The sequence below is a fragment of the Verrucosispora sp. WMMC514 genome, assembly GCF_027497295.1.
GTDB classification, from domain to species: Bacteria; Actinomycetota; Actinomycetes; order Mycobacteriales; family Micromonosporaceae; genus Micromonospora; species Micromonospora palythoicola.
Genome location: NZ_CP114906.1, coordinates 2,147,660 through 2,170,631 on the forward strand (window position 1 = coordinate 2,147,660; position 22,972 = coordinate 2,170,631).

The following is a 22,972-nucleotide window of genomic DNA, read 5'->3' on the forward strand; positions in this document are numbered from 1 at the left end:
GCCGGTCCGCGGTCGGAGTTACTTCGACCGCGGACCGGCGCCCGGTTCGTTCCGGCCCGCCCGAGTGGCCGATGCATACCCCCCGGGGTATATTCGGATCGGTTACCCGATCGGGGCGGCATCTCCGCACCCCCGCCGGGTAAGCACTCGCTGGAGACGAACAACCGAGGAGTTGGCATGACGGTGCAGGTGTCGGTCATCACGACGTCGTCCCTCGGCGACCGCAGCTACCTGGCCACCGACGGCCGGGTCGCGGTCGTCGTGGACCCGCAGCGGGACATCGACCGGGTGCTCTACCTCGCCGGCGCGGCCGGCGTGCGGATCACCCACGTGGTCGAGACGCACCTGCACAACGACTACGTCTCCGGCGGGCTGGACCTGGCCCGGCTGACCGGGGCACGGTACCTGGTCGCCGCCGCGGACGAGGTTGGTTTCGCCCGGGTACCCGTCGACGACGGCGACGTCGTCGAGGTGTCGGAGGCGCTACGGCTGCGGGCCGTGGCCACCCCGGGTCATACCTTCCACCACCTGTCGTACCTGGTCGACGAGGCCACCGAGGGCGGCTGGACCACGACCGGGGTCTTCACCGGAGGATCGCTGCTGTTCGGCACCACCGGCCGCACCGACCTGCTCGGCGCGGAGCACGCGCACGAGTTGGCCAAGCGTCAGCACACCTCGGCGCGGCGGCTCGCCGACCTGCTGCCGGACGGGGCTCAGGTGTGGCCCACCCACGGCTTCGGCAGCTTCTGCTCGGCGAGCCAGGCCGACGCCCCGGATTCGACCATCGGCCGGGAGAAGCAGGTGAACCCGGTGTTCCGGCTGGCCGCGACCGAGTTCGTCACCGAGACCCTGGCCGGTCTGGACGCGTATCCGGCGTACTACGCACACATGGGGGTGGCCAACACCGCCGGCCCGGCACCCGTGGACCTCACCCCGGTGGCGCGAGCCGACGCGGCACGCTTGCGGGAGCGCATCGCCGCCGGGGAGTGGGTGGTCGACCTGCGGCACCGCAAGGCGTACGCGGTCTCGCACCTGGCCGGCACGGTGAGCCTCGGCCTCGACGGCCCCATGTCGACCTGGCTCGGCTGGCTGATCGACTGGGGCACCCCGGTCACCCTGCTGGCCGAGACACCCGAGCAGGTCGCCGACGCCCAGCGCGAGCTGGTCCGGATCGGCATCGACCGGCCCGCCGCCCAGGCGACCGGCGACCCCCGGCAGTGGGTCGACGAGCCCGCCGAGCTGCGCGAGCTGCCCCTCGCGGACTTCCCGGCGCTGGCCGCCGCGCAGGCCGGGAACGCACCGGCCGGGCTGCCCGCCCCGCAGGTCGTCCTCGACGTGCGGCTGGGCAACGAGTGGCGCGACGGCCACGTCGAGGACGCCGTGCACGTGCCGCTGCCCGAGCTGCCCCGCCGACTGGCCGAGATCCCGGCGGGCACCGTCTGGGTGCACTGCGGGTCCGGCTACCGGGCCGCCCTCGCCGCCTCCCTGCTGGCCAACGCCGGCCGGGACGTGGTGCTCGTCAACGACCGCTTCGACCACGCCGAGGCGGCCGGCGTACGGCTGGACCGCAGCGCCTGACCGCCGGCGGGTGATCTCGACCGGGGCCGGCGGCGAGTCAGCCGGCCGGCGGTTCCGGCGGACTGATCGGCAGCAGGACGCGGAACAGGGTGCTGCCGGGCGTGCTGGTCACCCGGATGTCACCGTGGTGCTTGTTGACCACGATCCGGTAGGAGATGTCCAGACCGAGGCCGGTACCCTCGCCGACCGGCTTCGTGGTGAAGAACGGCTCGAAGATCCGGGGGCGGATGTCGTCGGGGATGCCCGGCCCGGTGTCGGCGATCTCGACGATCAACCAGTCGTCCTGCCGGAGAGTGCGGACGGTCAGCACCCCGTCGCCACCGATCGCGCCGAGCGCGTTGTCGATCAGGTTGCTCCACACCTGGTTCAGCTCGGCGGCGTACGCCGGGATCGATGGCAGGTCCCGGTCGTACTCCCGGACCAGCCGGACCCCGGCGGCGACCTTGCCCTTGAACATCACAAGCGTGGCGTCGAGCAGTTCGTGCACGTCCACCACCTGGTACGGTGCCCGGTCGAGCTGGGAGTACTGCTTGGCGGCACCGACCAGGGTGGAGATCCGGGTGGCGGCGTCGGCGATCTCCCGCATGAGCAGTTCGGTCTCGACCGTGTAGGCCAGCCAGCGGACCGCCGCCTCCAGGTCCTCCTCGCCGACCGACGCGCGGACCCGTTCCAACCAGTCGACGTCCAGCCCGCCGCCGACGAGCGTCGACGCCAGCTCCCACCCGGCGGTCAGGCCCCGGTCGTCCAGCCAGTCGGTCAACTCGTCCTCGGCGTCACTTGTCGCCAACGGCGAGAGCGTCGGCGCCTTGGCCACCCGCTCGACCGCCTCCTCCTGAAGTCCCACCAGAGCATGCAGCCGCCGGCCGTCGAGCCGGCCGTCGGCGATCATGGCGAGCTTGTGCCGCATGCCGGCGATCCGCTCCCGCAGACTGGTGGTGGCCCGCACCGCCGCGCTCGCCGGATTGTTCAGCTCGTGGGTCAGGCCGGCCGACAGGGAACCCAGGGCCAGCAGCCGCTCGCGCTCGCCGATCAGCGTCTGGGTGTCCCGCATCCCGATGAACATCCCCTCCAGCAGGTGCATCGCCATCGGGAACCAGGTGCGCACCGCGTGGGCGAACTGCTCCGCCGGCAGCACGAAGAACTCGGCGTCGGTGAGCGCCCACATGCTGTTGCGGTACTGCCGGTCGTCACCCAGGTACGCCTGGGTGGCTCCGCCGTACACCCCGCGCTGCGCGGTACGGCTGATCTCCACCTGGTCGCCGTGCACCGTGCGGCAGAGCCGCACCGTGCCGTCGAGCAGGACGAAGAAGCACTCCGCCGGATCACCCTCGGCGTAGACCAGGTCACCTTCGCCCCGCCGCTCGACCCGGCCCTGCTCGGCCAACCAGCTCAACTGGGTGTCGTCGAGCGACTCGAAGAGGAACAGCGTCCGCAGGTCGTCGGCGGTCAGCCGGCCCGGGCCGACGCCAGGATCCCCGTTGGTCACTGTGCCTCCAGGTACCGGTGCACGAGCGACACGGCCATCGCGCCCTCACCGACGGCGGAGGCCACCCGCTTCACCGAGGCCGCGCGGACGTCACCGGCGGCGAACACACCGGGCACGCTCGATTCGAGATGGTACGGCTCGCGTGGCAGCGACCAGCCCGCCGGCCGACGTCCCCCGGCGACCAGGTCCGGTCCGGTGACCACGAAACCCCGTTCGTCGCGGACCAGCGTGCCGTCCAACCAACCGGTCCGGGGCTCGGCACCGATGAAGACGAACAGCCAGGACGTCGCCACCTCCCGCTGCTCGCCGGTCCGGGTGTCCCGCAGGGTCAGCCGTTGCAGGTGTTCGTCACCGGCAGCGCCCGCCACCTCGGTGTGCGGGTGCACGGTCACCTGGTCGATGCGGCCCAGTTGGTCGATGAGGTACCGGGACATCGACGTGCTCAGGTCCGCGCCCCGGATCAGCAGGTGCACCCGCTCCGCGTAGCGGGAGAAGTAGACGGCCGCCTGCCCCGCCGAGTTGGCACCGCCCACGATGTAGACGTCCTCTCCCACGCAGCTCGGCGCCTCGCTGGCCGCCGAACCGTAGAAGACGCCCCGGCCGTTGAAGTCGGCCAGACCCGGCGCGTCGAGCATCCGGTACGACACGCCGGTCGCCAGCACCACCGAGTGGGCGGCGAGTGTCTGCCCGTCGCTGAACCGCAGCAGCCGCGCCGACCCGGCTTCCGCCAGGCCCACCACCTCCCGGGTGCTGAGCAGTTCCGCGCCGAACTTCAACGCCTGCCGGCGGGCCCGCTCGGTGAGCTGCGCCCCGGAGACCCCGTCGGGAAAGCCGAGGTAGTTCTCGATCCGGCTGCTCTGCCCGGCCTGTCCACCGGTGGCCAGCCGCTCCACCAGGACGGTGCGCAACCCTTCCGAGGCCCCGTACACGGCGGCCCCCAGGCCGGCCGGCCCGCCGCCGATCACCACCAGGTCGTAGAAGTCCGCCGTGGGGGTGACCTCCAGTCCCACCAGCCCGGCCAGTTCCGCCTCCGAGGGTGCCACCAGCGCCTTGCCGTCGGTGGTGACCACCAGCGGGACGTCGGCCGGGGTGACCCCGGCCGCCGCGAGCAGCCGGCCGCCCTCGGGGTCGTCGGTCAGCAACCACCGGTACGGGACCAGGTTGCGGGCGAGGAAGTCCCGCACCGTGAACGACTCGGCGGACCAGCGGTGCCCGACCACCCGTATCTCGCTCTCCCCTGCGGCCGGGCTGGCCGCCCACGCCTCCAGCAGCGAGTCAACCACCGGGTAGAGCTTCTCCTCCGGCGGGTGCCACGGCTTGAGCAGGTAGTGGTCGAGGTCGACCAGGTTGATCGCGTCGATCGCCGCACCGGTGTCGGCGTACGCGGTCAGCAACACCCGGCGCGCGGCCGGGAACAGATCCATCGCGGCTTCCAGGAACTCGATGCCGTTCATCTCCGGCATCCGGTAGTCGGCCAGCAGCAACGCCACCTGGTCGCCACGCAGCTTGACCTCGCGCAGCGCCTCCAACGCCTCCGGCCCCGAGGTGGCACGGACCACTCGGTACCGGTCGCCGTAGCGGCGCCGGATGTCCCGTGCGACCGCCCGGGAGACCGCCGGGTCGTCGTCGACGGAGAGGATGACCGGGTTCGCCATGGGCCCATGAAACCACGCCCGTGTTTCGGTCACACCCGGCGATCAGGATGGCGGGCTGGTAGCCGGGACGGCGCGAAAGACGACAGTCACGCCGAACGATGCCCCGTCGACCTGGTAGGCGTAGCAACCCGGTCCGCTGACCGTCGTGGTGGCCGGCAGGTCGCTGTCCGGCTGGCTGAGCACGGCGTAGTACCCGTCGTCGCGGGACTCACCGGTGTAGGAGAACCGGACACCCGCGCTGCCCGGCGCGTCGATCCGTGCTGCCCGTACCAGCACCGGGCCGGTGTAGCCGGAGCCGACCCACCGGACCTTCTTCGTATACGTGCCGTCCGGTTCCCGGTCCTCGTCGCGCAGTTGCAGGGCACCGTCGGGGAAGTAGTCGGCCACCGGGTACAGCGGGCCGGGGCCGAGCACCCGGTGCGCCAGATCGCTGTCAGACCAGGGCCGGGGCTCGGTGACCGGGCAGGGGTCGCCAGGCCCGACGGTGGGCAGCTGAAGTGGCGGTGCCGTCCATCCCGCGGACGTCGCCGCCGGTGCCGGCGACACCGGCGCGGCGTCCGGCGACGGATCGTCACAGGCCGCCAGGCTCAACGCGAGCAGAACGCCGACACACCCCCAGGTCCACCGCACCATACGCGCAGTATCGAACGGCGCCGTCATCGGCGCAGCCCCGTTGTCCCGGATCTCGCTCCTCACCAACCGGTTCCGGAGGTCCTCCGCGCCCGATCGAGCAGCGCCCGCCGCTCGGCATCGCCGGGCACCCGGTCCGCCGCCGCGCGGAACAGCGCCGCTGCCCGCTCCCGGTCACCCTGCCGGGCGACGAGGTCCGCCTCCACCGCCAGCGTCAACGGATAGCCGTCGAGTCCGCCGCCGGCACGCGCCTCGGTGAGCAGAGCCAGCCCGACCTCCGGCCCGTACGCGTACCCGTGCGCGACGGCTCGGTTCAACGCCACCACCGGAGTCGGCTGCGCCTGGAAGAGCTGGTCGTAGCAGTCGGCGATCCGTCGCCAGTCAGTGGCTTCGGCGCTGGGCGCGGTGGCGTGGCACGCCGCGATCCGGGCCTGCCACGCGTACGGGCCGGACTCGGTCAACCGGACGAGCAGGCGGTCGGCCTCGGCGATCGCCGCATGGTCCCACCGGGACCGGTCCTGTCGATCGAGCGGAATCAGGTTGCCGTCGGTGTCCCTTCGGGCGGTCCGGCGGGAGTGCTGCAGCAGGAACAGCGCCAGCAGGGCCGTCGCCTCCTGCTGTTCCGGCATGAGCCGGACCAGCAACCGGGCCAACCGGATCGCCTCCTCGGCGAAGGCCGGCTCGCCGTCCGCGTCGTAGCCCTGGGTGAACAGCAGGTAGAGCACGCCCAGCACCCCGGGCAGCCGTTCGGTCAGGGCACGGCCACGCGGCACCCGGTACGGGATACCCGCCTCGGCGATCCTCGTCTTGGCCCGGGTGAGCCGCCGCGTCATGGTGGACTCGCTGACCAGGAAGGCCCGGGCGATGTCGGCGGTCGGTACCGCGCAGATCGTCCGGAGGGTCAGCGCGACCCGTGCCTGCGGCGCGAGTGCCGGATGGCAGCAGGTGAAGATGAGCCGCAGCCGGTCGTCCACCACCTCCTCGTCCGGTACCGGTTCCGCGGTGGCGGCCGTCAGCGCCAGCACCGCCACCTCGCGCAGCTTGCGCCGCTCGACCGAGGCCCGCCGCAGCACGTCGAGCAGCCGGTTCCGGGCAACGGCCATCAACCAGCCCGCCGGGTTGGCCGGCACCCCGTCCACCGGCCAACGATCCAGTGCCCGGGCCAGAGCCTCCTGCGTACAGTCCTCGGCCAGCGTCCAGTCTCCGGTGATCCGGATCAGGGCCGCCACGATCCGCGGGTACGCCTCGACGGCGGTGGCCGCGACGGCTCGCGCCGCCGCGGCCCGATCGGCCGCCGTGCCCCCGTTCCCGGCACGTCGCCGCGCCGCCGCGCCGTCGTCGGCGGTCGACGTCCGCGGCACCGCGTTCCCGGCGGCCGGATCCGTCACTGCTCGAAGTCGGCGAACGGACGGAGTTCGATCCGCCCGGCCCAGGCCATCGGATGCGCCCGGGCAACTTCGATCGCCTCGTCCAGATCGGCGCACTCCAGCAGGTCGAAGCCGACGATCATCTCCTTGACCTCGGCGAACGGCCCGTCGGAGACCAGCAGTTGGCCATTGCGGACCCGGACCGTGGTGGCGGCCGAGGCCGGAGCCAGTTGGGCACCCTGCAGGCGTCGGCCGGCCGCGTCGTTGTCGGCCACCCACACCTCGACGTCCGGGTGGTTGCTCGGCTCCGGGTCCGGCTCGGGATCGGTGCAGACCAGCATCATGTACTTCACGTGAGTGCCTTTCGAATCGTCAGGAGGGTTGGTTCCACCGACATGACGAACGGCGGAGCCGGCTTCCGGACAACCGGAGGGTCTCATCTTCCGCGGATGCGCTGCCAGGTGCCTTCGGTCACGGCCGTCGGCGTCGACGTACCCCGGCGACAAGCGTGTCGCTGTGCGCGATCAGGATCAGCAGACCGGTGATGATCGCGGAGTTGACCAGCATCGACTGTTCGCGGCCCGCTGCGGCGGCGACGAGAATGGCCACCATTCCGATCAGCCGTTGCCAGGAGAGCCGATTGTGCACGGCCAGCGCCAACAGAATCCAGCCGGTGAGGAAGAGCGCCGGGCCGGCCGCCATCGTCACCACGGCGGCCAGATCATGGGAGAACGGTTCCATGATCATCAGTCGCGAGCCGACCCCGGTCGCCAGGACGCCGGCGACCATCACCAGGTGCAGGTAGCCGGCGAGCAGGCCCAGCCTGCTACCGGGCGGTCCCATGGCCTCGATCGCGGCGCCGAGCCGCATCCCGCCGGGCACGAGGTAGAGCCGGCCGAGACTGACCGCGTTGATGAACATCAGGGCGAACGCCAGAGTGCGACCCAGGTCGAACCCGCGTTGGCTGTACGTGATGCCAGCGGTCAGGATCAACTCGCCCAGCGCGATGATGAAGATCTGCTGGTACCGCTCGGACAGATGCTCCCCGATGATCTGGAGGTTCTCCCAACTGCTGCGTCCGAGCCCCGGTGTCGGCCAGCGCAGTCGCGCCATCGCGTAGTCCAGCACCACCGCCGCCGTCCAGAGGGCCACCTGGGCCGGCCCGACGAACGCCCCCGTCAGCCACAGCACCCCGGAGACGGCGAACCAGATCGCCACCCGCAGGGTCCGCAGTTGCAGCGGATGCCCGTGCAGGGCCGGTAGCAACATGGCCGCCCGACCCAGATGGATCGCCACGTAGGCACCGGCGAACACCAGCGCGTGTCCGGCGTACGCGGTCGGTGCCGCAGCGGCCATCAGCATCCCGCCGAACATCACCCAGAGCAGCAGCCCGCTGATCAGTGGCGTACGCGGCTCGAACCAGTCGGTCGACCAGGCGGTCACGAACCAGACCCACCAGATGGCGGCGAGCAGCAGCGCCGTGCGGAACGCCCCGCCGAGGCTGAGGTCTTCCTCGAGAGCACGGGACAACCGGTTCAGCGCGAGGATGAAGGCCAGGTCGAAGAAGAGTTCCAGGAACGACGCCCGCCGGGAGATCTCGCGCCGCCGCAACAGCCGCGCCGGCAGCCCACTGGACATCGTCGCCCTCCGCGCGTCGCCGGGGATGGCGCCTCAGTCGTACCACCGAACGGTCCCGCTGCGACGCCGAACAGCGAGATCAACACCCAGCGCGGAGTCCTCACGGGGGGCCGGTCCGCGCCGGATGGCACGGGCTCCACACGCGCTAGCCTCGGGGCGATGCAGCACACCCCCGACGGCCGGGCCGCGCTGACCACGGCCGAACGCGCGATCGATGCCCGCTTCCGCGCGGCGCTGGCCCGGCTACCGCGTCAGGGGCCGGCCGGGTGGCTCACCGAGTTCGTGGTCTTCGGGCTCAAGCAGGCCTGGGCGTGCGTGTTCGGTGCCGCCATGCTGGCGATCATCTGTGCCGCGCACCTCTGGTACCCGGACGACGCCGCGTTCGCCCGCAACGACGCCCTCACCGTCGCTGCGGTCGCCATCCAGGTCGCCATGGTCGCGGGACGGCTGGAGAGCCGGCGCGAACTGCGGGTGATCGTCCTGTTCCATCTCGTCGGCACGGTGATGGAGCTGTTCAAGACCCACGTCGGCTCGTGGACGTACGAGCCCGAAGGGGTGCTCCGCCTCGGTGGGGTGCCCCTGTTCAGCGGCTTCATGTACGCCGCGGTCGGCTCCTACCTGGTCCGGGTGAACCGGCTGTTCGACCTGCGCTTCACGCGCTATCCGAGACGCTGGTTGACGGCCCTGGTGGCGACCGCGATCTACGTCAACTTCTTCACCAACCACTACCTGCCGGACGTGCGGTGGGCGCTCGTCGCGGCCGTGGCGCTGGTGTTCGGTCCCTGCGTCATGCACTTCCGGATCTTCCGGGCCCGGTTACGCATGCCGTTGCTGCTGGCCTTCGTCCTCGTCGCCTTCTTCATCTGGCTGGCCGAGAACATCGCCACCTGGTCGAACGCCTGGCTCTACCCGAGCCAGGCGGACGGTTGGCATCCGGTGTCACTGACGAAGCTGACATCGTGGTTCCTCTTGATGATCATTTCGGTGGTGCTGGTCGCCTGGATCGCACCGCCGCAGCCGCCCGACGACGACCAGCCATCGCACCGAGGCACCGACGAAACGGCGTCGGCCGCGGTGCCGGTCGGCCGGCGCCGATCGTCTGGTGACCAGCTCAGCCCTGGCGGCTCTTCCACTGCGGGTTGAGCCGGTTCACCACGACCACCCGGCCACGTCGGCGCACCACCGTCGAACCCGGCTTCCGCTTCAGCGACCGGAGGGATGTCCGTACCTTCATGTCCGTTTTCTCCTCGGCTCGGGTCTCACGCCGTACGCCGGAGGCAACGCCGAGCGCGACGGTGGGATTCCCTGACCGGTGGCGGTCGATCGAGGGCCGGTCACCCGACCTACCGGTCGGACGGAGGTGTCGGTTCGACGGCCAGCAGGGCGGCCAACTGCCGCAGCACCTGGGGCCGGGCCCGGTAGTAGACCCAGGTGCCCCGGCGTTCGGAATCGACCAGACCCGCCTCTCGCAGCGTCCGCAGATGATGCGAGATCGTCGGGCCGGTCAGGTCGAAGGCCGGCGTCAGGTCGCAGACACACACCTCGCCGCCCTCGGCCGAGGCGATCATCGACATCAGTTGCAGTCGTACCGGATCACCGAGGGCCTTGAACGCGGGTGCCAGCACCACGGCGGTCTCACCTGACACCCGCTGCTGCGCCAGCGGCGGGCAGCACGGGGCGGCGGTGAGATCGAGGGAGAGTGGCACCGCCCGCTTCGACATACCCCTAGGTTGACATCAGTCTAATCAACGTGCAAATCTCTGTTTCGAAGAACATCGAGACAGAAGGCGGATGCCGCCCGTGCGACACGACGGGCCGGACCGCCCGCCTGTTTCGACAACCATCGAACACGAGGAGTAGCTGATGAGCGACCTGGACCAACTGCCCGTCGCCGTCATCGGTGCCGGGCCGGTCGGCCTCGCCGCCGCCGCCCACCTGCACGAGCGCGGGCTGCCGTACATCGTTCTGGAGGCGGGCGACGGCGCCGGCGCCGCCGTGCGGCAATGGGCCCACGTCCGCGTCTTCTCGCCCTGGCGGTACAACATCGATTCGGCCGCCCGCCGCCTGCTGGACGAGGCCGGCTGGGTGACACCCGACCCGGACGCCCTGCCGACCGGCGCCGACCTGGTCGAGCACTACCTTCAGCCGCTCGCGAACCTGCCGCAGCTCAAGCCACATCTGCGGTACGGCGCGCGGGTGACCGCGATCAGCCGACTCGGCTACGACCGGCTGCGTACCACCGGCCGGGAGTCCGCTCCCTTTCTGATCCGCCTCACCGACGGCCGGGAGATCCTCGCGCGGGCCGTCATCGACGCCTCCGGCACCTGGGGCAGCCCGAACGTGCTGGGCGCGTCCGGGCTGCCCGCCCTGGGCGAGACCGAAGCCGCCGCTCACCTGGAGCACGCCCTGCCGGACGTCCTCGGCACCGACCGGGCCCGCTTCGCCGGTCGGCACACGCTTGTCGTCGGTGCCGGACACTCCGCCGCCAACACCCTGCTCTCACTCGCCGAGCTGGCCGCGACCGCACCCGGCACCGAGGTGACGTGGGCCATCCGAGCACCGTCACCGACCCGCACCTACGGCGGCGGTGACGCCGACGCGCTCCCCGCTCGCGGTGCGCTCGGCTCCAGGCTGCGGTCGCACGTCGACGCCGGTCGGATCCGCCTGCTGACCGGCTTCTCCGTCCACGCGATCACTCCCACCGCCGGTCGGGTCGCGGTGACCGTCCGACGCGGCGAGGCCCGGGAGCAGGTCACGGTGGACCGGATCGTGGCCGCCACCGGCTTCCGGCCCGACCACACGATCGCCGCCGAGCTGCGCCTGGACCTCGATCCGATCATGGGGGCCACCCGCGCCCTGGCTCCCCTCATCGACCCCAACGAGCACTCGTGCGGCACCGTGCCGCCGCACGGCGTCGACGAACTCGCCCACCCGGAGCCCGGCTACTACGCCGTCGGCATGAAGAGCTACGGCCGTGCGCCCACCTTCCTCATGGCCACCGGCTACGAACAGACCCGATCCGTGGTCGCCGCCCTCGCCGGCGACTGGCAGGCGGCCCGCGACGTACGGCTTGAACTGCCCGAAACCGGCGTCTGCCGCAGCAACCCCGCGGAGTCGGTCACCGGTGACGACTGCTGTGGCCCCGCCGTCGAATCGACCGGCAAGGGCCTGGCCACCGGGATCAGTGGCGGTCTGCTCGCCGCACCGCTGAATCTGGTCGGCACCGACGAGCCGGCTACCGACCGGTCGGGCGGCTGTTGCGGCGGCTGAGGGTGGCCGACGGGTCGAGTGCCTGGCGGATGAGGTGCAGGGCCTGTTCCGCCCCGGGTAGGCCGGACTCGCTGACCACCCGGCCGTCCACGATTATCGCCGCGTACCCGGTACTGCGGATCAGGTCTCGCAGCAGGGCCCGCCAGGGCCGTCGCTGCCGGCGACCATCGTGCACGATCGCCGGCAACAGGAACAGCGTGTTCCGCGGGTCGACGATCTCCACCGCGATCTCGGCTGGCAGACCGGCACGTACCGTCCGGTAGACCTCGGCCAACGGCCGCTGGCCGGCCCGTTGCCGCGCCGACGCGGGATCCTCGTGCCGGCCTTCGACACAGCTGTCGGCCGCCCCGGTGCAGCAGCCGGAGCCGGCCCCGGGCGCATCCCACGGCCGGATCAGCAGGACCCGGTGCCGGGCCATCAGCGGCGATCGTCGGTGGCACCGGCACCGGCTGCCGACTCGGCACCGACCGCTCGCCGCGACTCGTCGGCCGGCTCGGAGTCGTCGGCACCCGCACCGCCGCTGTCCGGGCCCGGCCCGGAATCCGGCTCGACGGGCTGACCACTGGCGCGACGCAGGGCGAGCACCGCCTCCACGATCAGCCAGAGCGCGAGGACGAAGATGATGGCGTCCAGCGGTGCCAGCACCCACTCGTCGGCCGCCACGAACTCGCGCAACTGCACGATCAGTGCCCAGGTCGTCATCACCAGCAGGAAGACCAGCGGCACGATGACCGCGACCGGGTTGCGCCGACGGCGCAGCACCCAGACCGCGATGACGGCCAGGGCGAGCCCGGCGGTGAGCTGGTTGGTGGTGCCGAAGAGTCGCCACAGCACCCCGAAGGTGTAGCCGGCGTCCCCGCCGCCCGGCAGCAGGGCGAGGGTCAATGGTGCGGCGATCGCCAGCAGCCCGGCCAGGGTCAGGTGGCGGGACAGCCGCCGCCATCCGACCAACTCGGCGATCTCCTGCACGATGTAGCGCTGCAACCGGACGCCGGTGTCCATTGTGGTGGCCGCGAACGAGATCACCACCACCGCCGCGAAGACGGTCGCGAGCTGGAACTCGATGCCGAGGTTGGTGGCGAAGCTGGCGATGCCGTTCACGAAGTTGCGGGTGGCGCCGCCCGACGCGTCGGCGTAGCTGGCGTACAACCCCTCCCACTCGGCGCGCGTGGCGGCGACCCCGGCCGTGACCGCGATGATCGACCCGAGGGCGAGGCTGCCCTCGCCGATCGCCCCGGCGTAGCCCACGTACCTGGCGTCGGTCTCCTTGTCGAGCTGTTTGGAGGTGGTGCCGGAGGCCACCAGCGAGTGGAACCCGGATATCGCTCCGCAGGCCACGGTGATGAACAGGAACGGGAAGATGCTCGGTGAGCCGGCCGGCACGTCGTTGAACATCGGCGCCACGATCCGGTCCATCCCGACCAGCACCCCGGCGAAGATCACCGCGATGGCGATGAACAGCTGGTGGGAGTTGATGTAGTCGCGCGGCTGCAACAGCAACCAGACCGGCAGCCGCGAAGCGATGAACGCGTAGACGAAGAGGATGACCACCCAGAGGTCGCGCGTCCGATCGAAGCCCAGCGCGTCGGCCAGCCCGGTGATCTCGACGGGGTAGAGGTTGCCCACCCAGATCAGGAAGTAGAGCGCGACCACGCCGATGAGCGACGGCACCAGCGCCGCGCTGCGGGTGCGGTAGATGTACTGACCGATCGCGATGGCCAGGGGAATCTCCACGAAGATCGGGATGACCGCGCCCGGGTACGCCACGAGCAGGTTGCCGATCACCACCGCGAAGACCGCGTTCACCAGGGTGAGCAGGAAGAAGATGATCAACAGGAAGAGCGTACGGGCCCGCTTGCTGATCACGTCCGCGGCGAGGGTGCCGATGTTGCGCGCCCGGTGCCGCACCGAGACCGCGAGCGCCCCGAAGTCGTGCACGCCAGCCGCGAAGATGGTGCCGAGCACGACCCAGGCCAGCGCCGGTCCCCACCCCCAGAAGACCGCGATCGCCGGGCCGACGATCGGGGCGGCTCCGGCGATCGAGGTGAAGTGGTGGCCGAAGAGGACATGCTTGTTCGTGGGGACGAAGTCGACTCCGTCGGCGAACCGGTGCGCCGGGGTGACGTAGGCCGGGTCCAACCCGTACACCCGGTCGGCGAGGTAACGCGAGTAGTACCGGTAGCCGAGGGCGAACATCGCCATGACCGCGATGACGACGACGATGGCGGGCATACGGCTGCCTCCTTGCGGCCCGTGGGGGCGGGCGCTCGTGTGCAGATCCCGAAACCTGCCGGTAATGTAACGGGGATCACATTCCAAGGTCAACCGAACGGCTCGGATCACATGGACGAGGGTGCACATGTTCGCCGCGCGATCCAGGCCGCCACGGTCGGCGAGCTGGCCTGGATCGACCCGGACGGCCTACCACAGGCCCGTCCGGTCACGCCGCTGCTGCTCGGCGACCGGCCCGCCGTCGCCTTCCCGTACGCCGAGGTCACCCTGGCCCGCCGGCTGGCCGCCGCGCAGGTCGCGGCACTTGTCGTCTCCGACGACCGGCTCACCGGGCGCGGCTGGCGGCCGGTCGCGGTGACCGGCCGGCCCCGACTGACCGAGGATCGCGACGGCGCGCTGTTCACGGACCGGTTGCTCGACCAGGAACTGCGCAAGTACCCGCCGGCACGCGCGCTGATCGACTCACCGCTGCTGCGCCGGGAGCACTGGTGGTACCTGCCCCGGCTGATCGTGGTGCTGGACGTCGACACCGCCACCACGATCGGTGCCCGGCCCGACGGCACCGGCGAGGTGCTGGCGGTCGCCTGTGATGACCGGCGGCTGTACGTGGACTCGGTGACGCGGGCCGACGGCCAGGTGGGCGAGTCGGTCCGCGTACGGAGCCTCGCCGGCCGGCTACCCGCCGACGGTCCGGCGGTGCTGCTGGGGCACGACTTCTCCGCCCCCGACCTCGAACGGTGGACCCCGTGGACGATCCGGGGCGAGCTGGCCGACGGCGTCCTGGCCGTGACGGCGGCGCCGGCGCGTACCGCCCTCGCGCCGCCGCTCGGCCTGTGGCGAAGGCTGACCCGCCAGCGACGGCTCGCCCGGGCCTGCCAGGACGCCCTCGACGGCTAGGCGAGTGCCCGGCCCTTCCGGAAAAGATTCACGTGAGTGGATATGATGGGTACTATCGCGGTTGGGAGCCGCCAGGCCGTCGCAGGCAGCGCGTTTCGCACGCCTGCCCCTTGAGATCGTCATGTCGATCGACGCATTCCTCCCGGGGTTTGGGCACCCCGGCGGGTGACACCGGCGTCGGCGGATCAACTGGAGCATCAATGAAACTCGCACGAACAGCACGTCGCCTAGGACTCGGCGCGGCCTCCGTCCTCGTCGCCGCGTTCACCATGGTCGTGGTCAATCAGCCCGGCCCGGCCTCGGCGCACGGGTCGGTCACCAACCCGCCGTCCCGCAACTACGGATGCTGGGAGCGCTGGGGTGACGACCACCTCAACCCGGCCATGGCCCAGAGCGACCCGATGTGCTGGCAGGCCTTCCAGGCCAACCCGAACACGATGTGGAACTGGAACGGCCTGTTCCGCGAGAACGTCGGCGGCAACCACCAGGCCGTCATCCCGGACGGGCAGTTGTGCAGCGGCGGCCGTACCCAGGGCGGGCTGTACGCCTCCCTCGACGCGGTCGGTGCCTGGACCGCCAAGCCGATGCCCAACAACTTCACCCTGACGCTCACCGACGGCGCCCGGCACGGTGCCGACTACATGCTCATCTACATCACCAAGCAGGGCTTCGATCCGACCACGCAGCCCCTCACCTGGAACAGTCTGGAACTGGTGCTCCGCACCGGCTCGTACCCCACCACCGGGCTCTACGAGGCACAGGTGAACGCGGGTAACCGCACCGGCCGGCACGTCGTGTACACGATCTGGCAGGCGTCCCACCTCGACCAGCCGTACTACATCTGCAGCGACGTGACCTTCGGCGGGGGCGGCAACCCGCCGCCCACCACTCCGCCGCCGACGAACCCGCCGCCGACCACCCCGCCGCCCTCGAACCCGCCGCCGACCACTCCGCCGCCGACCGGTAACGGAGCCTGCACCGCCACCTACCGCAAGACCAGCGAGTGGCCCGGTGGCTTCGGTGGCGAGGTCACCGTCCGCGCCGGCAACGCCGCCCTCTCCGGCTGGACCGTCAACTGGACCTGGCCCAACGGCCAGAGCATCACCAACTCCTGGAACGCGTCGATCACCTCGAGCGGCTCGTCGGTCACCGCCTCGAACGTCGGCCACAACGGCTCGTTGAGCGCCAACAGCAGCGCCACCTTCGGCTTCAACGGCTCCTGGAACGGCACCAACGGCACACCCACCCTGTCCTGTACCGCCCGCTGACAGCAGCGACGTGCGGGGTGGCGCGGATTCGCGCCATCCCGCACGCGCACCTGCGTAACCGCCGCCCGACGACACAGCGGTGGCGGTGAACTTCGCCCTCTTCCGGGATCCGTCCGCGCCGAGGACGTCACCCACGTACCGTCGAGGCAGGCCCGCCGCCGCACAGCCCGAGGGTCTGACGGCGGCCGGCTTCCGGTCGACCTGCCGTCACGGGGAGGGTGATGTCCTGTGTCAGGTCAGGTGACAGCCGCTCGGTCCGGCGTGCGGCCGTACGCCGTGGCGGGAGCACCGTTGCTCTGCAACGCCCGGGAACACGGGTTGTCCGGCGACGGCACCACCAACGACCAGCCGGCGCTGGCCGCACTCGTCGACCTGCTCGGTGACGCATTCGCCGCCGACGGGCGGGCACGCGTGATCTACTGCCCACCCGGGGTGTACGCGATCCGGGACGCCGGCACCGTCTGGCGCAGTGGGGTGTCCCTGCAGGGTGCCGGGCCGGGTGCCACCCGCTTCGTCCTGAGCAACGAGGGCAACCGGTCCCAGCCGGTGCCGCTCGCCTTCTACACCGCTCAACTGCACGGTGCCGGTCCGGACCGCCCCCTGGCCTACTGCACGTTCGCCGACTTCGAGATCGACGGTAAGGGCGTGGCGTCGGCGCAGTACAACCCGCTGGCGAAAGGGCTGGGGTTGCAGTACGTCAGCGGCGCGCTGTTCCGGAACCTCTTCATCCACCACACGGCCGGTACCGGCTTCGGCTGCGACTTCCTCCAGGACACCCTGGTGGAGGCGGTCCGAGTGCTGAAATGCGGCCGAATGGACAACGGACTGGAGATGGGCGGGGCAGGAATCGGCATCGGCATCGGCGGCTGGGGCCCGATCGAACGGCTGGCCATCACCAACTGCGTCGCGGTCGGCAACGCGACGAACGGCATCTTCCTGGAGATGCAGTATCCCGACCGACCTCAGCCGCGCGGGATCCGGATCAGCGGCTGCCACGCGGAGAGCAACCGGTTCGGCATCTCCGACTGGGGTGCCGACGGGCTCATCGTCACCGAATGCACGATGACGGGAAACCTGGAGGCCGGCTTCCAGGTCTCGGCGAAGGGCACCACCGGCGTCCCCGGCAAGGGCGGGCTGCTCACCAACTGCGTCATCGACGGCAACCTGCGCGACGGGGTGAACATCGGCAACACTTCCGGCCCCTACACGGTGCGGGGTAACCGGATCACCGGGAACGGCCGGTACGGCTATCACCACCAGGATCTCGGTGACGGAGGCCGGGCCGCCGCCGAGGAGATCGTGATCGAGAGCAACGACATCTGGGGCAACAGTCGCGACGGTATCCGCTTCGACCGGCCACTGCGCGACGCCGTCATCATCAACAACCGGATCCGCAACAACGGCCGCCAGTGCGCCCCCGCCGTCTCCGGGGGCGGCGAGTCCGTCCGTTACACCCGCAACGCCCTCGTTGACCAGCGCGCGGACTGGCCGGCCGACGGTCACCGCGGCAAGGTGCTCCGCGTCGGCCACCGGTACGCCGTGGTCGCCGCCAACGACGCCACCACCCTCACCCTCGCTCCCATCCGTCCCGACGACGCCAGCAGCTGGAGCGCCGACACCCCAGCGCCCGGTACGCCGTACGAGCTGCCCCCCGCGCCCGTCACCCGGGCCGGCATCACCGTCAACGCCATCGCCGACTCGGTCACGATCCGCGGCAACCTGATCCGGGACAGCGGCTCGGCCACCCAGACCCACGGCATCTGGGTCACCGACCGGGCCGACTGCGTCAACTGCCGGGTCGTGGAGAACGACCTCGACGGCAACCACAGCGTGATCCGGACCGACGGCGCCACCACGGGCGGTCGCTGGACCGGTAACCAGGACCACCGGTCGTAGGAGGTTCGCCTCGGGTGCCACCCACCGGTACCCGGACAGACGTGAGGAAGAGGGCATGACAGCGGAACGTGATGTGCGGCATCAGCGGTGAGGCGAGTTTCGACGGCAACACGCCCGACGCCGCCGCGGTGACCCGGATGACCGAGGCGATGCGCTCCCGGGGCCCGGACGGCGAGGGCCTGTGGAGCGACGGCTGGGTGACCCTCGGGCACCGTCGGCTGACCGTCATCGACCTGTCCGACGCGGGCGGCCAGCCCATGGTCCGCGAGGATCTCGGTCTCGCGCTGGTCTTCAACGGTTGCGTCTACAACTATCCGGAACTGCGCGAGGAGCTACGGACCGCCGGACACACCTTCCGCTCCACCAGCGACACCGAGGTGATCCTGGTGGCGTACGCCCAGTGGGGTGAGGAGTTCGTCGACCATCTGGTCGGGATGTTCGCCGTGGGCCTGGTCGACCGCGTCCGGCGTCGGCTCGTCCTGGCCCGGGACCGACTCGGCATCAAACCCCTCTACCTCGCCGAGACGCCGGGTCGACTGCGGTTCGCCTCGACGCTGCCGGCGCTGCTCAAGGCGGGCGAGGTCAACACCGACGTGGATCCGGTGGCGCTGCACCACTACCTGTCGTGGCACTCGATCGTGCCCGCGCCCCGCACCATCCTGCGCGGTGTCCGAAAGCTGCCCCCGGCGACCGTGCGGGTCGTCGAGGCCGACGGACGCAGCCGCGATCGCCGCTACTGGCAACCCGACTACGTCCGGGATCCCGTCCACGCCGGCTGGGACGACCGGGACTGGCGGGCCGCGATCGGCGACGCGCTGCGCACCGCCGTACGACGACGGCTCGTCGCCGACGTGCCGGTGGGCGTGCTGCTCTCCGGCGGTCTCGACTCGAGTCTCATCGTGGCTCTGCTCGCCGAGGCCAGGCAGCAGCACCTGCGCACCTTCAGCATCGGCTTCGACAGCCGGCACGGCGAGGCCGGCGACGAGTTCCACTACTCCGATCTGGTCGCCCGCGCGTACGGCACCGACCACGTCCGCATCCAGCTCGCCAACGACGACCTGGTGCCGGCCGTCCGCCGCACGGTGGAGGCGATGACCGAGCCGATGGGCAGCCACGACGTGGTCGCCTTCCATCTGCTCTCCGAGCAGGTCGCCGCACACGTGAAGGTGGCACAGTCCGGGCAGGGCGCCGACGAGGTGTTCGCCGGGTACGGCTATCACCAGCCGCTGACCGGGGTGCCTCGTGCGGAGGCGGCGCGGACCTTCATCGCCGCCTTCTTCGACCGGGACCACGCCGAGTTGATCCGCGTGGTCGGTCCGGCACACGCCGTCGACGTCGATGCCAGCCGGGACCTGGTGTTGGCGGAGCTGGAGGCGCCGGGCGCGGAGACCGCCCTGGACGCGGTGCTGCGCCTGGACACCCACCTGATGCTTCCCGACGATCCGGTCAAACGGGTGGACAGCATGAGCATGGCGTGGGGACTGGAGGTACGCACCCCGTTCCTCGACCAGGATCTGGTCGCCCTCGCGGCAGCCTGCCCGCCGCAGCACAAGGTTGCCCAGGGCGGCAAGGGCGTGCTCAAGGAGGTTGCCCGCGAGGTGCTGCCCGCGGAGGTGATCGACCGGCCGAAGGGCTACTTTCCGGTGCCCGCGCTACGCAACGTCGACGGCCCGGTCCGCGACCTCGTGGTGGCGGCGTTGCGGGCGCCGGCAGCGCGCGAGCGTGGGCTGTTCCGGCCGGCGTACGTGGACGCGCTGCTCACCGACCCCGACCAGGCGCAGGCCGCTGCGGGCAGCAACAAACTGTGGCAGCTGGGCCTGCTCGAACTCTGGCTCCAGACCCACCACATCCGCTGAGCGTGCCGGCTGCCGGTTCAGCCGGCGGTGGTCTCGGCGGCGAGGTGGTCGAGGACCGCCCGCACGTTCCCACCGGTACGCGCGATGACCCGCCGCTGCCGGGCCGCGCCGGTGCCGTCGCGGCGCAGCCGGGCCAACTGTTCCAGCACGTAGGCCAGGTCGCCGTGCCGGACCAGCGCGGGCGTCACCGTGCTGAACAGCTCCTCCACCAGGTCCCACGCCGGACGGGCACCGCCACCACGCAGGTCGACGAGTTGACCGTCCAACCCGTCGTGCGCGGCTCGCCAGTGGGCCGCCGCGAGCAGACAGCTACGCAGGTGGGGTGCCGGAACGCCGGCTCGTACCTGGTCGACCATGGTGGCGACCAGCGCTCGCACCAGGGCCGCGACCAGCACCGTGTCGTCCACCCCCGGGCAGACGTCGCCCACCCGGACCTCCACGGTGGGATAGCTGGCCGATGGTCGGGCGTACCAGTAGACCATCGCCGCGTCGAGCATGACTCCCGCATCGACCAGTTCCGCCACCGTGGCGTCGTAGTCGGCGACCGAGGCGAAGTACGGGGTGGGACCGATGCTCGGCCAGCGCTCCAGCTGCATGGAACGCCAACTCGCGTGTCCGGTGTCCGCGCCGTCGTGCAGCGGCGAGTTGGCGGTGAGCGCCTGCACCACCGGGAGCCACGGACGCAGATGGTTGCAGACCTGCACCGCCAGTTCCCGGTCCGGCAGACCGACGTGCACATGGCAGCCGCACACGGCCGGATCGTGCGCGACCGGGCCGAAACGGCGGGACATGGCGTGGTAGCGGGGTTCGTCCGGAACTGTCCGGTGCGGCTCGTGTACCGGAGTGGCACCCACCGCGACCAACCGCGCTCCCGCGGACCGCGCGGCCTCCGCCGCGGCACGCCGCAGGGTGATCAGGTGTGTCCGGAGGTCGGTCAGGTCGGCACAGACCGGGGTGACCATTTCCACCATGCTGTGCCGAAACTCCTGCCGACTCTGCTTGCGAGCCCTTCCGAGCAGGGATGTCAGTACCCGGTCGGCGACCGGCAGGCTCTCCCCGGTGTCCGGGTCCAGCAGCAGGAACTCCTCCTCCACCCCGATCGTCAGGCGCGCTGGCACGTCCACGGCACTCAGGGGTGATGCGGTGGACGGATGGTTCGTCATCGTCGGCATCCCCTCCCGCCGGCGACGGTCAGCGCCGCCGCACTCGCGGGACTTCCCGGCCACGGATCCGGCAAACGGGCACCGACGACCGGGCGGGCTCGGTATGCACCGAGCCCGCCCGGTCCGGCTCTACCCGATTCGGGCGCGGAGTGTGCCTCCGCTCATCCGATACGGCGAGTGCCCTCCTTCGGAGACATCAGGCATCTCGGAGCCGAATCTGTGGTGTGGTCAGCGTTGCAGGGTGAGCAGGCCGGGACGGTACGGCAGGCGACCGTAGTCGCCGCCGGAGCTGGGGTCACGGCCCTGGTAGAGCAGTTGCAGGTTGCACGGGTCGACGGTCATGGTCTGGTCGGCGTTGGTCCGGATCAACTCACCGTGGCTGATGTCGTTGGTCCAGGTGGCGCCGCTGTTGGCCTTACCGGCGAACGGGTTGCTCTCGGTGGCCGCCTGCGGCGTCCAACTGCCGCCCAGGCTGGTCGCGGTGAACGACCGGAAGTACCGGCCCTGCGAACCGATCGCCTCGACGATCATCAGGTACCGCTGCTGGCCCTGGAGCTTGTACACCTGCACCGCCTCGAACAGGTTGTTCGTGGTGTCGGTCATGATCGTGGTGTAGTTCGACCCGAAGCTGCCCGGGAAGTTCCCGATCGGCATGCTCGCCCGGTAGATGCGGCCGTTGTCGCCGGCGAAGAACAGGTACATGTTCTGGTCGTCACCGATGAGCGCCTGATCGATCGGGCCCGTACCCGAATTCGAGATCGAACCCGTGAACAACGTCTGATGCGCCGACCAGCTGTTCACGTTCGTCGGGTTCGTCGACGTCCGGTACGAGAACGCCGGCCCACCCCACTGGTACGCCAGCACCCAGACGTTACGCGGCGCGAAGTAGAACAACGACGGCGCGACCGCCGAGAACGGCATCGCGTTCTGGCTGGCCGAACCCATCTGGTTCCAGTTCGAGAACAGGCCGAAGTTCATCGAACCCCACGACGTGCCGTTGTCATGCGTGGTCCCGTACACCAGGTGCTGACCGTTGTACGGCGCGTGGGTGAAGTCCTTCAACGACACCCAACCCGACCGCGGCTGCGCCAACGGCCCGGTCGACGACCACCGGTACGACGACGGCAGATTGCACGTACCCGACGGCGGCGGCGTCGTCGGCGTCGGGTTCCCGCCGCCGTCGACCCGGACGAGCTGCCACTGCTGGTTGGCGCCGTTCCAGTCGTCGTACTGGACGATGTTTCCGCCGTCGGCGGTCGAGGCGCCCTGGACCTCCATCACCTTGTTGCTGTTCCGGTTGATCAACCGGACGTAGCCCCCGTCGGAGTCGGCCAACCGGAACTGCTGGTTCGACCCGTTGTGGTCGGACCACTGCACGATGGCGGCGCCGTTGGCGGTCGACCAGTTGTAGACGTCCAGCACCTTGTTGGACAGCCGCGACTTCAGCCGGTAGTAGCCACCGCCCGAGTCCACGAACTGCCACTGCTGCTGGTTGCCGTTGTTCCGCGACCACTGGGTGATCCGGGCGCCGTCGTTCGTGGCCAGGTTGTACACGTCGAGGGCCTTGCCGCTGTTGCGGTTGACCAACACGTACCACGCGTTCGTGTCGACCGTCGCGGCGGCGGCCGGTGTCGACACCGCCACGGCGGCGGCACTACCGGCGACGACCGCCGTGACACCCGCCGCGGCGGCCCGCAACAACCACCTACGTGGCCGCGAGGGCGGCGGGAGAGATGGAGACCTACCAAGGGCAGACATGTTCCTCCTTCAATGACCGAGAGCCGGCCGGTTCACCCGAGGACGGGCGCATCGCCCAGCACCTGCGACGCTTCTGTTAGCGCTAACATGGATGTCCGCGTGTCCCCGCACACGCCTGGTCCATGGGCCCGACGAAGCAGGCTCGCCCGGTAAGCCGTAGGCATCGCCGTCCTTGCCCCATCGACTGTGGGCGATAACATGCCGTTCGTCAAGCCGTAATGTTCCCGGAATCACGAGCTACGACGTTACGGAGATATCGGACATCCTCCGCAGGGCGA

19 protein-coding genes are annotated in these 22,972 nt (G+C 70.7%); 7 read left to right on the top strand and 12 right to left on the bottom strand.

The genetic code is table 11. The features are described from left to right. The first annotated feature begins 177 nt into the window (after positions 1 to 177). Positions 178 to 1,578, top strand: a complete 1,401-nt coding sequence (locus O7597_RS09720) for an MBL fold metallo-hydrolase (protein WP_281582512.1) — start codon at positions 178 to 180, stop codon at positions 1,576 to 1,578. A gap of 37 nt (positions 1,579 to 1,615) precedes the next feature. Here O7597_RS09720 and O7597_RS09725 read toward each other — a convergent pair whose 3' ends face one another. The 6 genes from O7597_RS09725 to O7597_RS09750 all read right to left on the bottom strand — a co-directional run bounded on the left by O7597_RS09725 (position 1,616) and on the right by O7597_RS09750 (position 8,354). Next, entirely contained in the window at positions 1,616 to 3,064 is a 1,449-nt protein-coding gene (locus tag O7597_RS09725) for an ATP-binding protein (protein WP_281582513.1), read from the bottom strand. Then, a complete protein-coding gene (locus O7597_RS09730) occupies positions 3,061 to 4,719 on the bottom strand; it encodes an FAD-dependent oxidoreductase (RefSeq protein ID WP_269740805.1) in 1,659 nt (552 codons plus the stop codon). The genes O7597_RS09725 and O7597_RS09730 overlap by 4 nt, the downstream gene beginning before the upstream one ends. Positions 4,720 to 4,761: 42 nt before the next feature. Next, positions 4,762 to 5,352 carry a hypothetical protein gene (locus O7597_RS09735; RefSeq protein WP_281582514.1) on the bottom strand — a complete coding sequence of 197 codons (591 nt, stop codon included), beginning with the start codon at positions 5,350 to 5,352 and terminating at the stop codon, positions 4,762 to 4,764. Positions 5,353 to 5,411: 59 nt separating this feature from the next. Beyond that, on the bottom strand, positions 5,412 to 6,737 hold the full coding sequence (locus tag O7597_RS09740) for a sigma-70 family RNA polymerase sigma factor (RefSeq protein ID WP_269740803.1): 1,326 nt from the start codon (positions 6,735 to 6,737) through the stop codon (positions 5,412 to 5,414). Beyond that, positions 6,734 to 7,069, bottom strand: a complete 336-nt coding sequence (locus O7597_RS09745; protein WP_269740802.1) for a YciI family protein — start codon at positions 7,067 to 7,069, stop codon at positions 6,734 to 6,736. Before O7597_RS09745 ends, O7597_RS09740 begins: the two co-directional genes overlap by 4 nt. Positions 7,070 to 7,187: 118 nt before the next feature. Further along, a complete protein-coding gene (locus O7597_RS09750; RefSeq protein ID WP_281582515.1) occupies positions 7,188 to 8,354 on the bottom strand; it encodes a low temperature requirement protein A in 1,167 nt (388 codons plus the stop codon). A 159-nt stretch (positions 8,355 to 8,513) separates the two neighbouring features. On the opposite strand from O7597_RS09750, the gene O7597_RS09755 reads away from it, so the two are divergent. Beyond that, positions 8,514 to 9,497 carry a DUF817 domain-containing protein gene (locus O7597_RS09755; RefSeq protein ID WP_332317142.1) on the top strand — a complete coding sequence of 328 codons (984 nt, stop codon included), beginning with the start codon at positions 8,514 to 8,516 and terminating at the stop codon, positions 9,495 to 9,497. Here O7597_RS09755 and O7597_RS09760 read toward each other — a convergent pair. After that, the gene (locus O7597_RS09760; protein ID WP_269740800.1) at positions 9,466 to 9,588 is read right to left on the bottom strand and encodes a 50S ribosomal protein L36; all 123 of its coding nucleotides are present in this window, start codon (positions 9,586 to 9,588) and stop codon (positions 9,466 to 9,468) included. The genes O7597_RS09755 and O7597_RS09760 overlap by 32 nt on opposite strands. A 109-nt stretch (positions 9,589 to 9,697) precedes the next feature. Next, positions 9,698 to 10,075 (bottom strand): metalloregulator ArsR/SmtB family transcription factor, encoded by a 378-nt coding sequence (locus tag O7597_RS09765; protein ID WP_269740799.1) that lies wholly within the window; start codon positions 10,073 to 10,075, stop codon positions 9,698 to 9,700. Between the two features lie 142 nt (positions 10,076 to 10,217). Between O7597_RS09765 and O7597_RS09770 the strand changes: the two genes are divergently transcribed. Further along, on the top strand, positions 10,218 to 11,624 hold the full coding sequence (locus tag O7597_RS09770; protein ID WP_281582516.1) for an NAD(P)-binding domain-containing protein: 1,407 nt from the start codon (positions 10,218 to 10,220) through the stop codon (positions 11,622 to 11,624). Here the strand turns inward: O7597_RS09770 and O7597_RS09775 are convergent. Both O7597_RS09775 and O7597_RS09780 read right to left on the bottom strand, forming a co-directional pair. After that, positions 11,590 to 12,042 (bottom strand): hypothetical protein, encoded by a 453-nt coding sequence (locus O7597_RS09775; RefSeq protein WP_269740797.1) that lies wholly within the window; start codon positions 12,040 to 12,042, stop codon positions 11,590 to 11,592. The two genes, O7597_RS09770 and O7597_RS09775, sit on opposite strands and share 35 nt — an antisense overlap. Then, positions 12,042 to 13,856, bottom strand: coding sequence for a carbon starvation protein A (locus O7597_RS09780; RefSeq protein WP_269740796.1), 1,815 nt, complete (start codon positions 13,854 to 13,856; stop codon positions 12,042 to 12,044). Before O7597_RS09780 ends, O7597_RS09775 begins: the two co-directional genes overlap by 1 nt. A 111-nt stretch (positions 13,857 to 13,967) precedes the next feature. Here O7597_RS09780 and O7597_RS09785 point away from each other — a divergent pair, with 111 nt between their 5' ends. From O7597_RS09785 to O7597_RS09800, 4 genes are all read left to right on the top strand, one after another. Next, positions 13,968 to 14,753: a pyridoxamine 5'-phosphate oxidase family protein gene (locus tag O7597_RS09785; RefSeq protein ID WP_269740795.1), complete on the top strand. Its 786-nt coding sequence runs from the start codon at positions 13,968 to 13,970 to the stop codon at positions 14,751 to 14,753. Positions 14,754 to 14,953: 200 nt separating this feature from the next. Further along, positions 14,954 to 16,021: a lytic polysaccharide monooxygenase gene (locus O7597_RS09790; protein WP_281582517.1), complete on the top strand. Its 1,068-nt coding sequence runs from the start codon at positions 14,954 to 14,956 to the stop codon at positions 16,019 to 16,021. Positions 16,022 to 16,261: 240 nt separating this feature from the next. Then, the gene (locus tag O7597_RS09795) at positions 16,262 to 17,917 is read left to right on the top strand and encodes a right-handed parallel beta-helix repeat-containing protein (RefSeq protein ID WP_281582518.1); all 1,656 of its coding nucleotides are present in this window, start codon (positions 16,262 to 16,264) and stop codon (positions 17,915 to 17,917) included. 71 nt (positions 17,918 to 17,988) lie between these two features. Further along, the gene (locus O7597_RS09800; RefSeq protein ID WP_281582519.1) at positions 17,989 to 19,773 is read left to right on the top strand and encodes an N-acetylglutaminylglutamine amidotransferase; all 1,785 of its coding nucleotides are present in this window, start codon (positions 17,989 to 17,991) and stop codon (positions 19,771 to 19,773) included. Between the two features lie 17 nt (positions 19,774 to 19,790). Here O7597_RS09800 and O7597_RS09805 read toward each other — a convergent pair whose 3' ends face one another. Together O7597_RS09805 and O7597_RS09810 are read right to left on the bottom strand one after the other, a co-directional pair. Further along, a complete protein-coding gene (locus O7597_RS09805) occupies positions 19,791 to 20,936 on the bottom strand; it encodes a glutamate--cysteine ligase (protein ID WP_269740791.1) in 1,146 nt (381 codons plus the stop codon). Positions 20,937 to 21,164: 228 nt separating this feature from the next. Next, a complete protein-coding gene (locus O7597_RS09810) occupies positions 21,165 to 22,694 on the bottom strand; it encodes a non-reducing end alpha-L-arabinofuranosidase family hydrolase (protein ID WP_269740790.1) in 1,530 nt (509 codons plus the stop codon). Between the last annotated feature and the right edge of the window lie 278 nt (positions 22,695 to 22,972).

What these genes read in the sequence shown, in the direction of transcription:
- O7597_RS09720 (WP_281582512.1), top strand. Translation starts at nt 178, where the DNA reads ATGACGGTGCAGGTGTCGGTCATCACGACGTCGTCCCTCGGCGACCGC.
- O7597_RS09730 (WP_269740805.1), bottom strand. Translation starts at nt 4,719, where the DNA reads ATGGCGAACCCGGTCATCCTCTCCGTCGACGACGACCCGGCGGTCTCC.
- O7597_RS09735 (WP_281582514.1), bottom strand. Translation starts at nt 5,352, where the DNA reads ATGGTGCGGTGGACCTGGGGGTGTGTCGGCGTTCTGCTCGCGTTGAGC.
- O7597_RS09750 (WP_281582515.1), bottom strand. Translation starts at nt 8,354, where the DNA reads ATGTCCAGTGGGCTGCCGGCGCGGCTGTTGCGGCGGCGCGAGATCTCC.
- O7597_RS09755 (WP_332317142.1), top strand. Translation starts at nt 8,514, where the DNA reads ATGCAGCACACCCCCGACGGCCGGGCCGCGCTGACCACGGCCGAACGC.
- O7597_RS09760 (WP_269740800.1), bottom strand. Translation starts at nt 9,588, where the DNA reads ATGAAGGTACGGACATCCCTCCGGTCGCTGAAGCGGAAGCCGGGTTCG.
- O7597_RS09765 (WP_269740799.1), bottom strand. Translation starts at nt 10,075, where the DNA reads ATGTCGAAGCGGGCGGTGCCACTCTCCCTCGATCTCACCGCCGCCCCG.
- O7597_RS09770 (WP_281582516.1), top strand. Translation starts at nt 10,218, where the DNA reads ATGAGCGACCTGGACCAACTGCCCGTCGCCGTCATCGGTGCCGGGCCG.
- O7597_RS09775 (WP_269740797.1), bottom strand. Translation starts at nt 12,042, where the DNA reads ATGGCCCGGCACCGGGTCCTGCTGATCCGGCCGTGGGATGCGCCCGGG.
- O7597_RS09780 (WP_269740796.1), bottom strand. Translation starts at nt 13,856, where the DNA reads ATGCCCGCCATCGTCGTCGTCATCGCGGTCATGGCGATGTTCGCCCTC.
- O7597_RS09785 (WP_269740795.1), top strand. Translation starts at nt 13,968, where the DNA reads ATGGACGAGGGTGCACATGTTCGCCGCGCGATCCAGGCCGCCACGGTC.
- O7597_RS09790 (WP_281582517.1), top strand. Translation starts at nt 14,954, where the DNA reads ATGAAACTCGCACGAACAGCACGTCGCCTAGGACTCGGCGCGGCCTCC.
- O7597_RS09800 (WP_281582519.1), top strand. Translation starts at nt 17,989, where the DNA reads ATGTGCGGCATCAGCGGTGAGGCGAGTTTCGACGGCAACACGCCCGAC.
- O7597_RS09805 (WP_269740791.1), bottom strand. Translation starts at nt 20,936, where the DNA reads ATGACGAACCATCCGTCCACCGCATCACCCCTGAGTGCCGTGGACGTG.
- O7597_RS09810 (WP_269740790.1), bottom strand. Translation starts at nt 22,694, where the DNA reads ATGTCTGCCCTTGGTAGGTCTCCATCTCTCCCGCCGCCCTCGCGGCCA.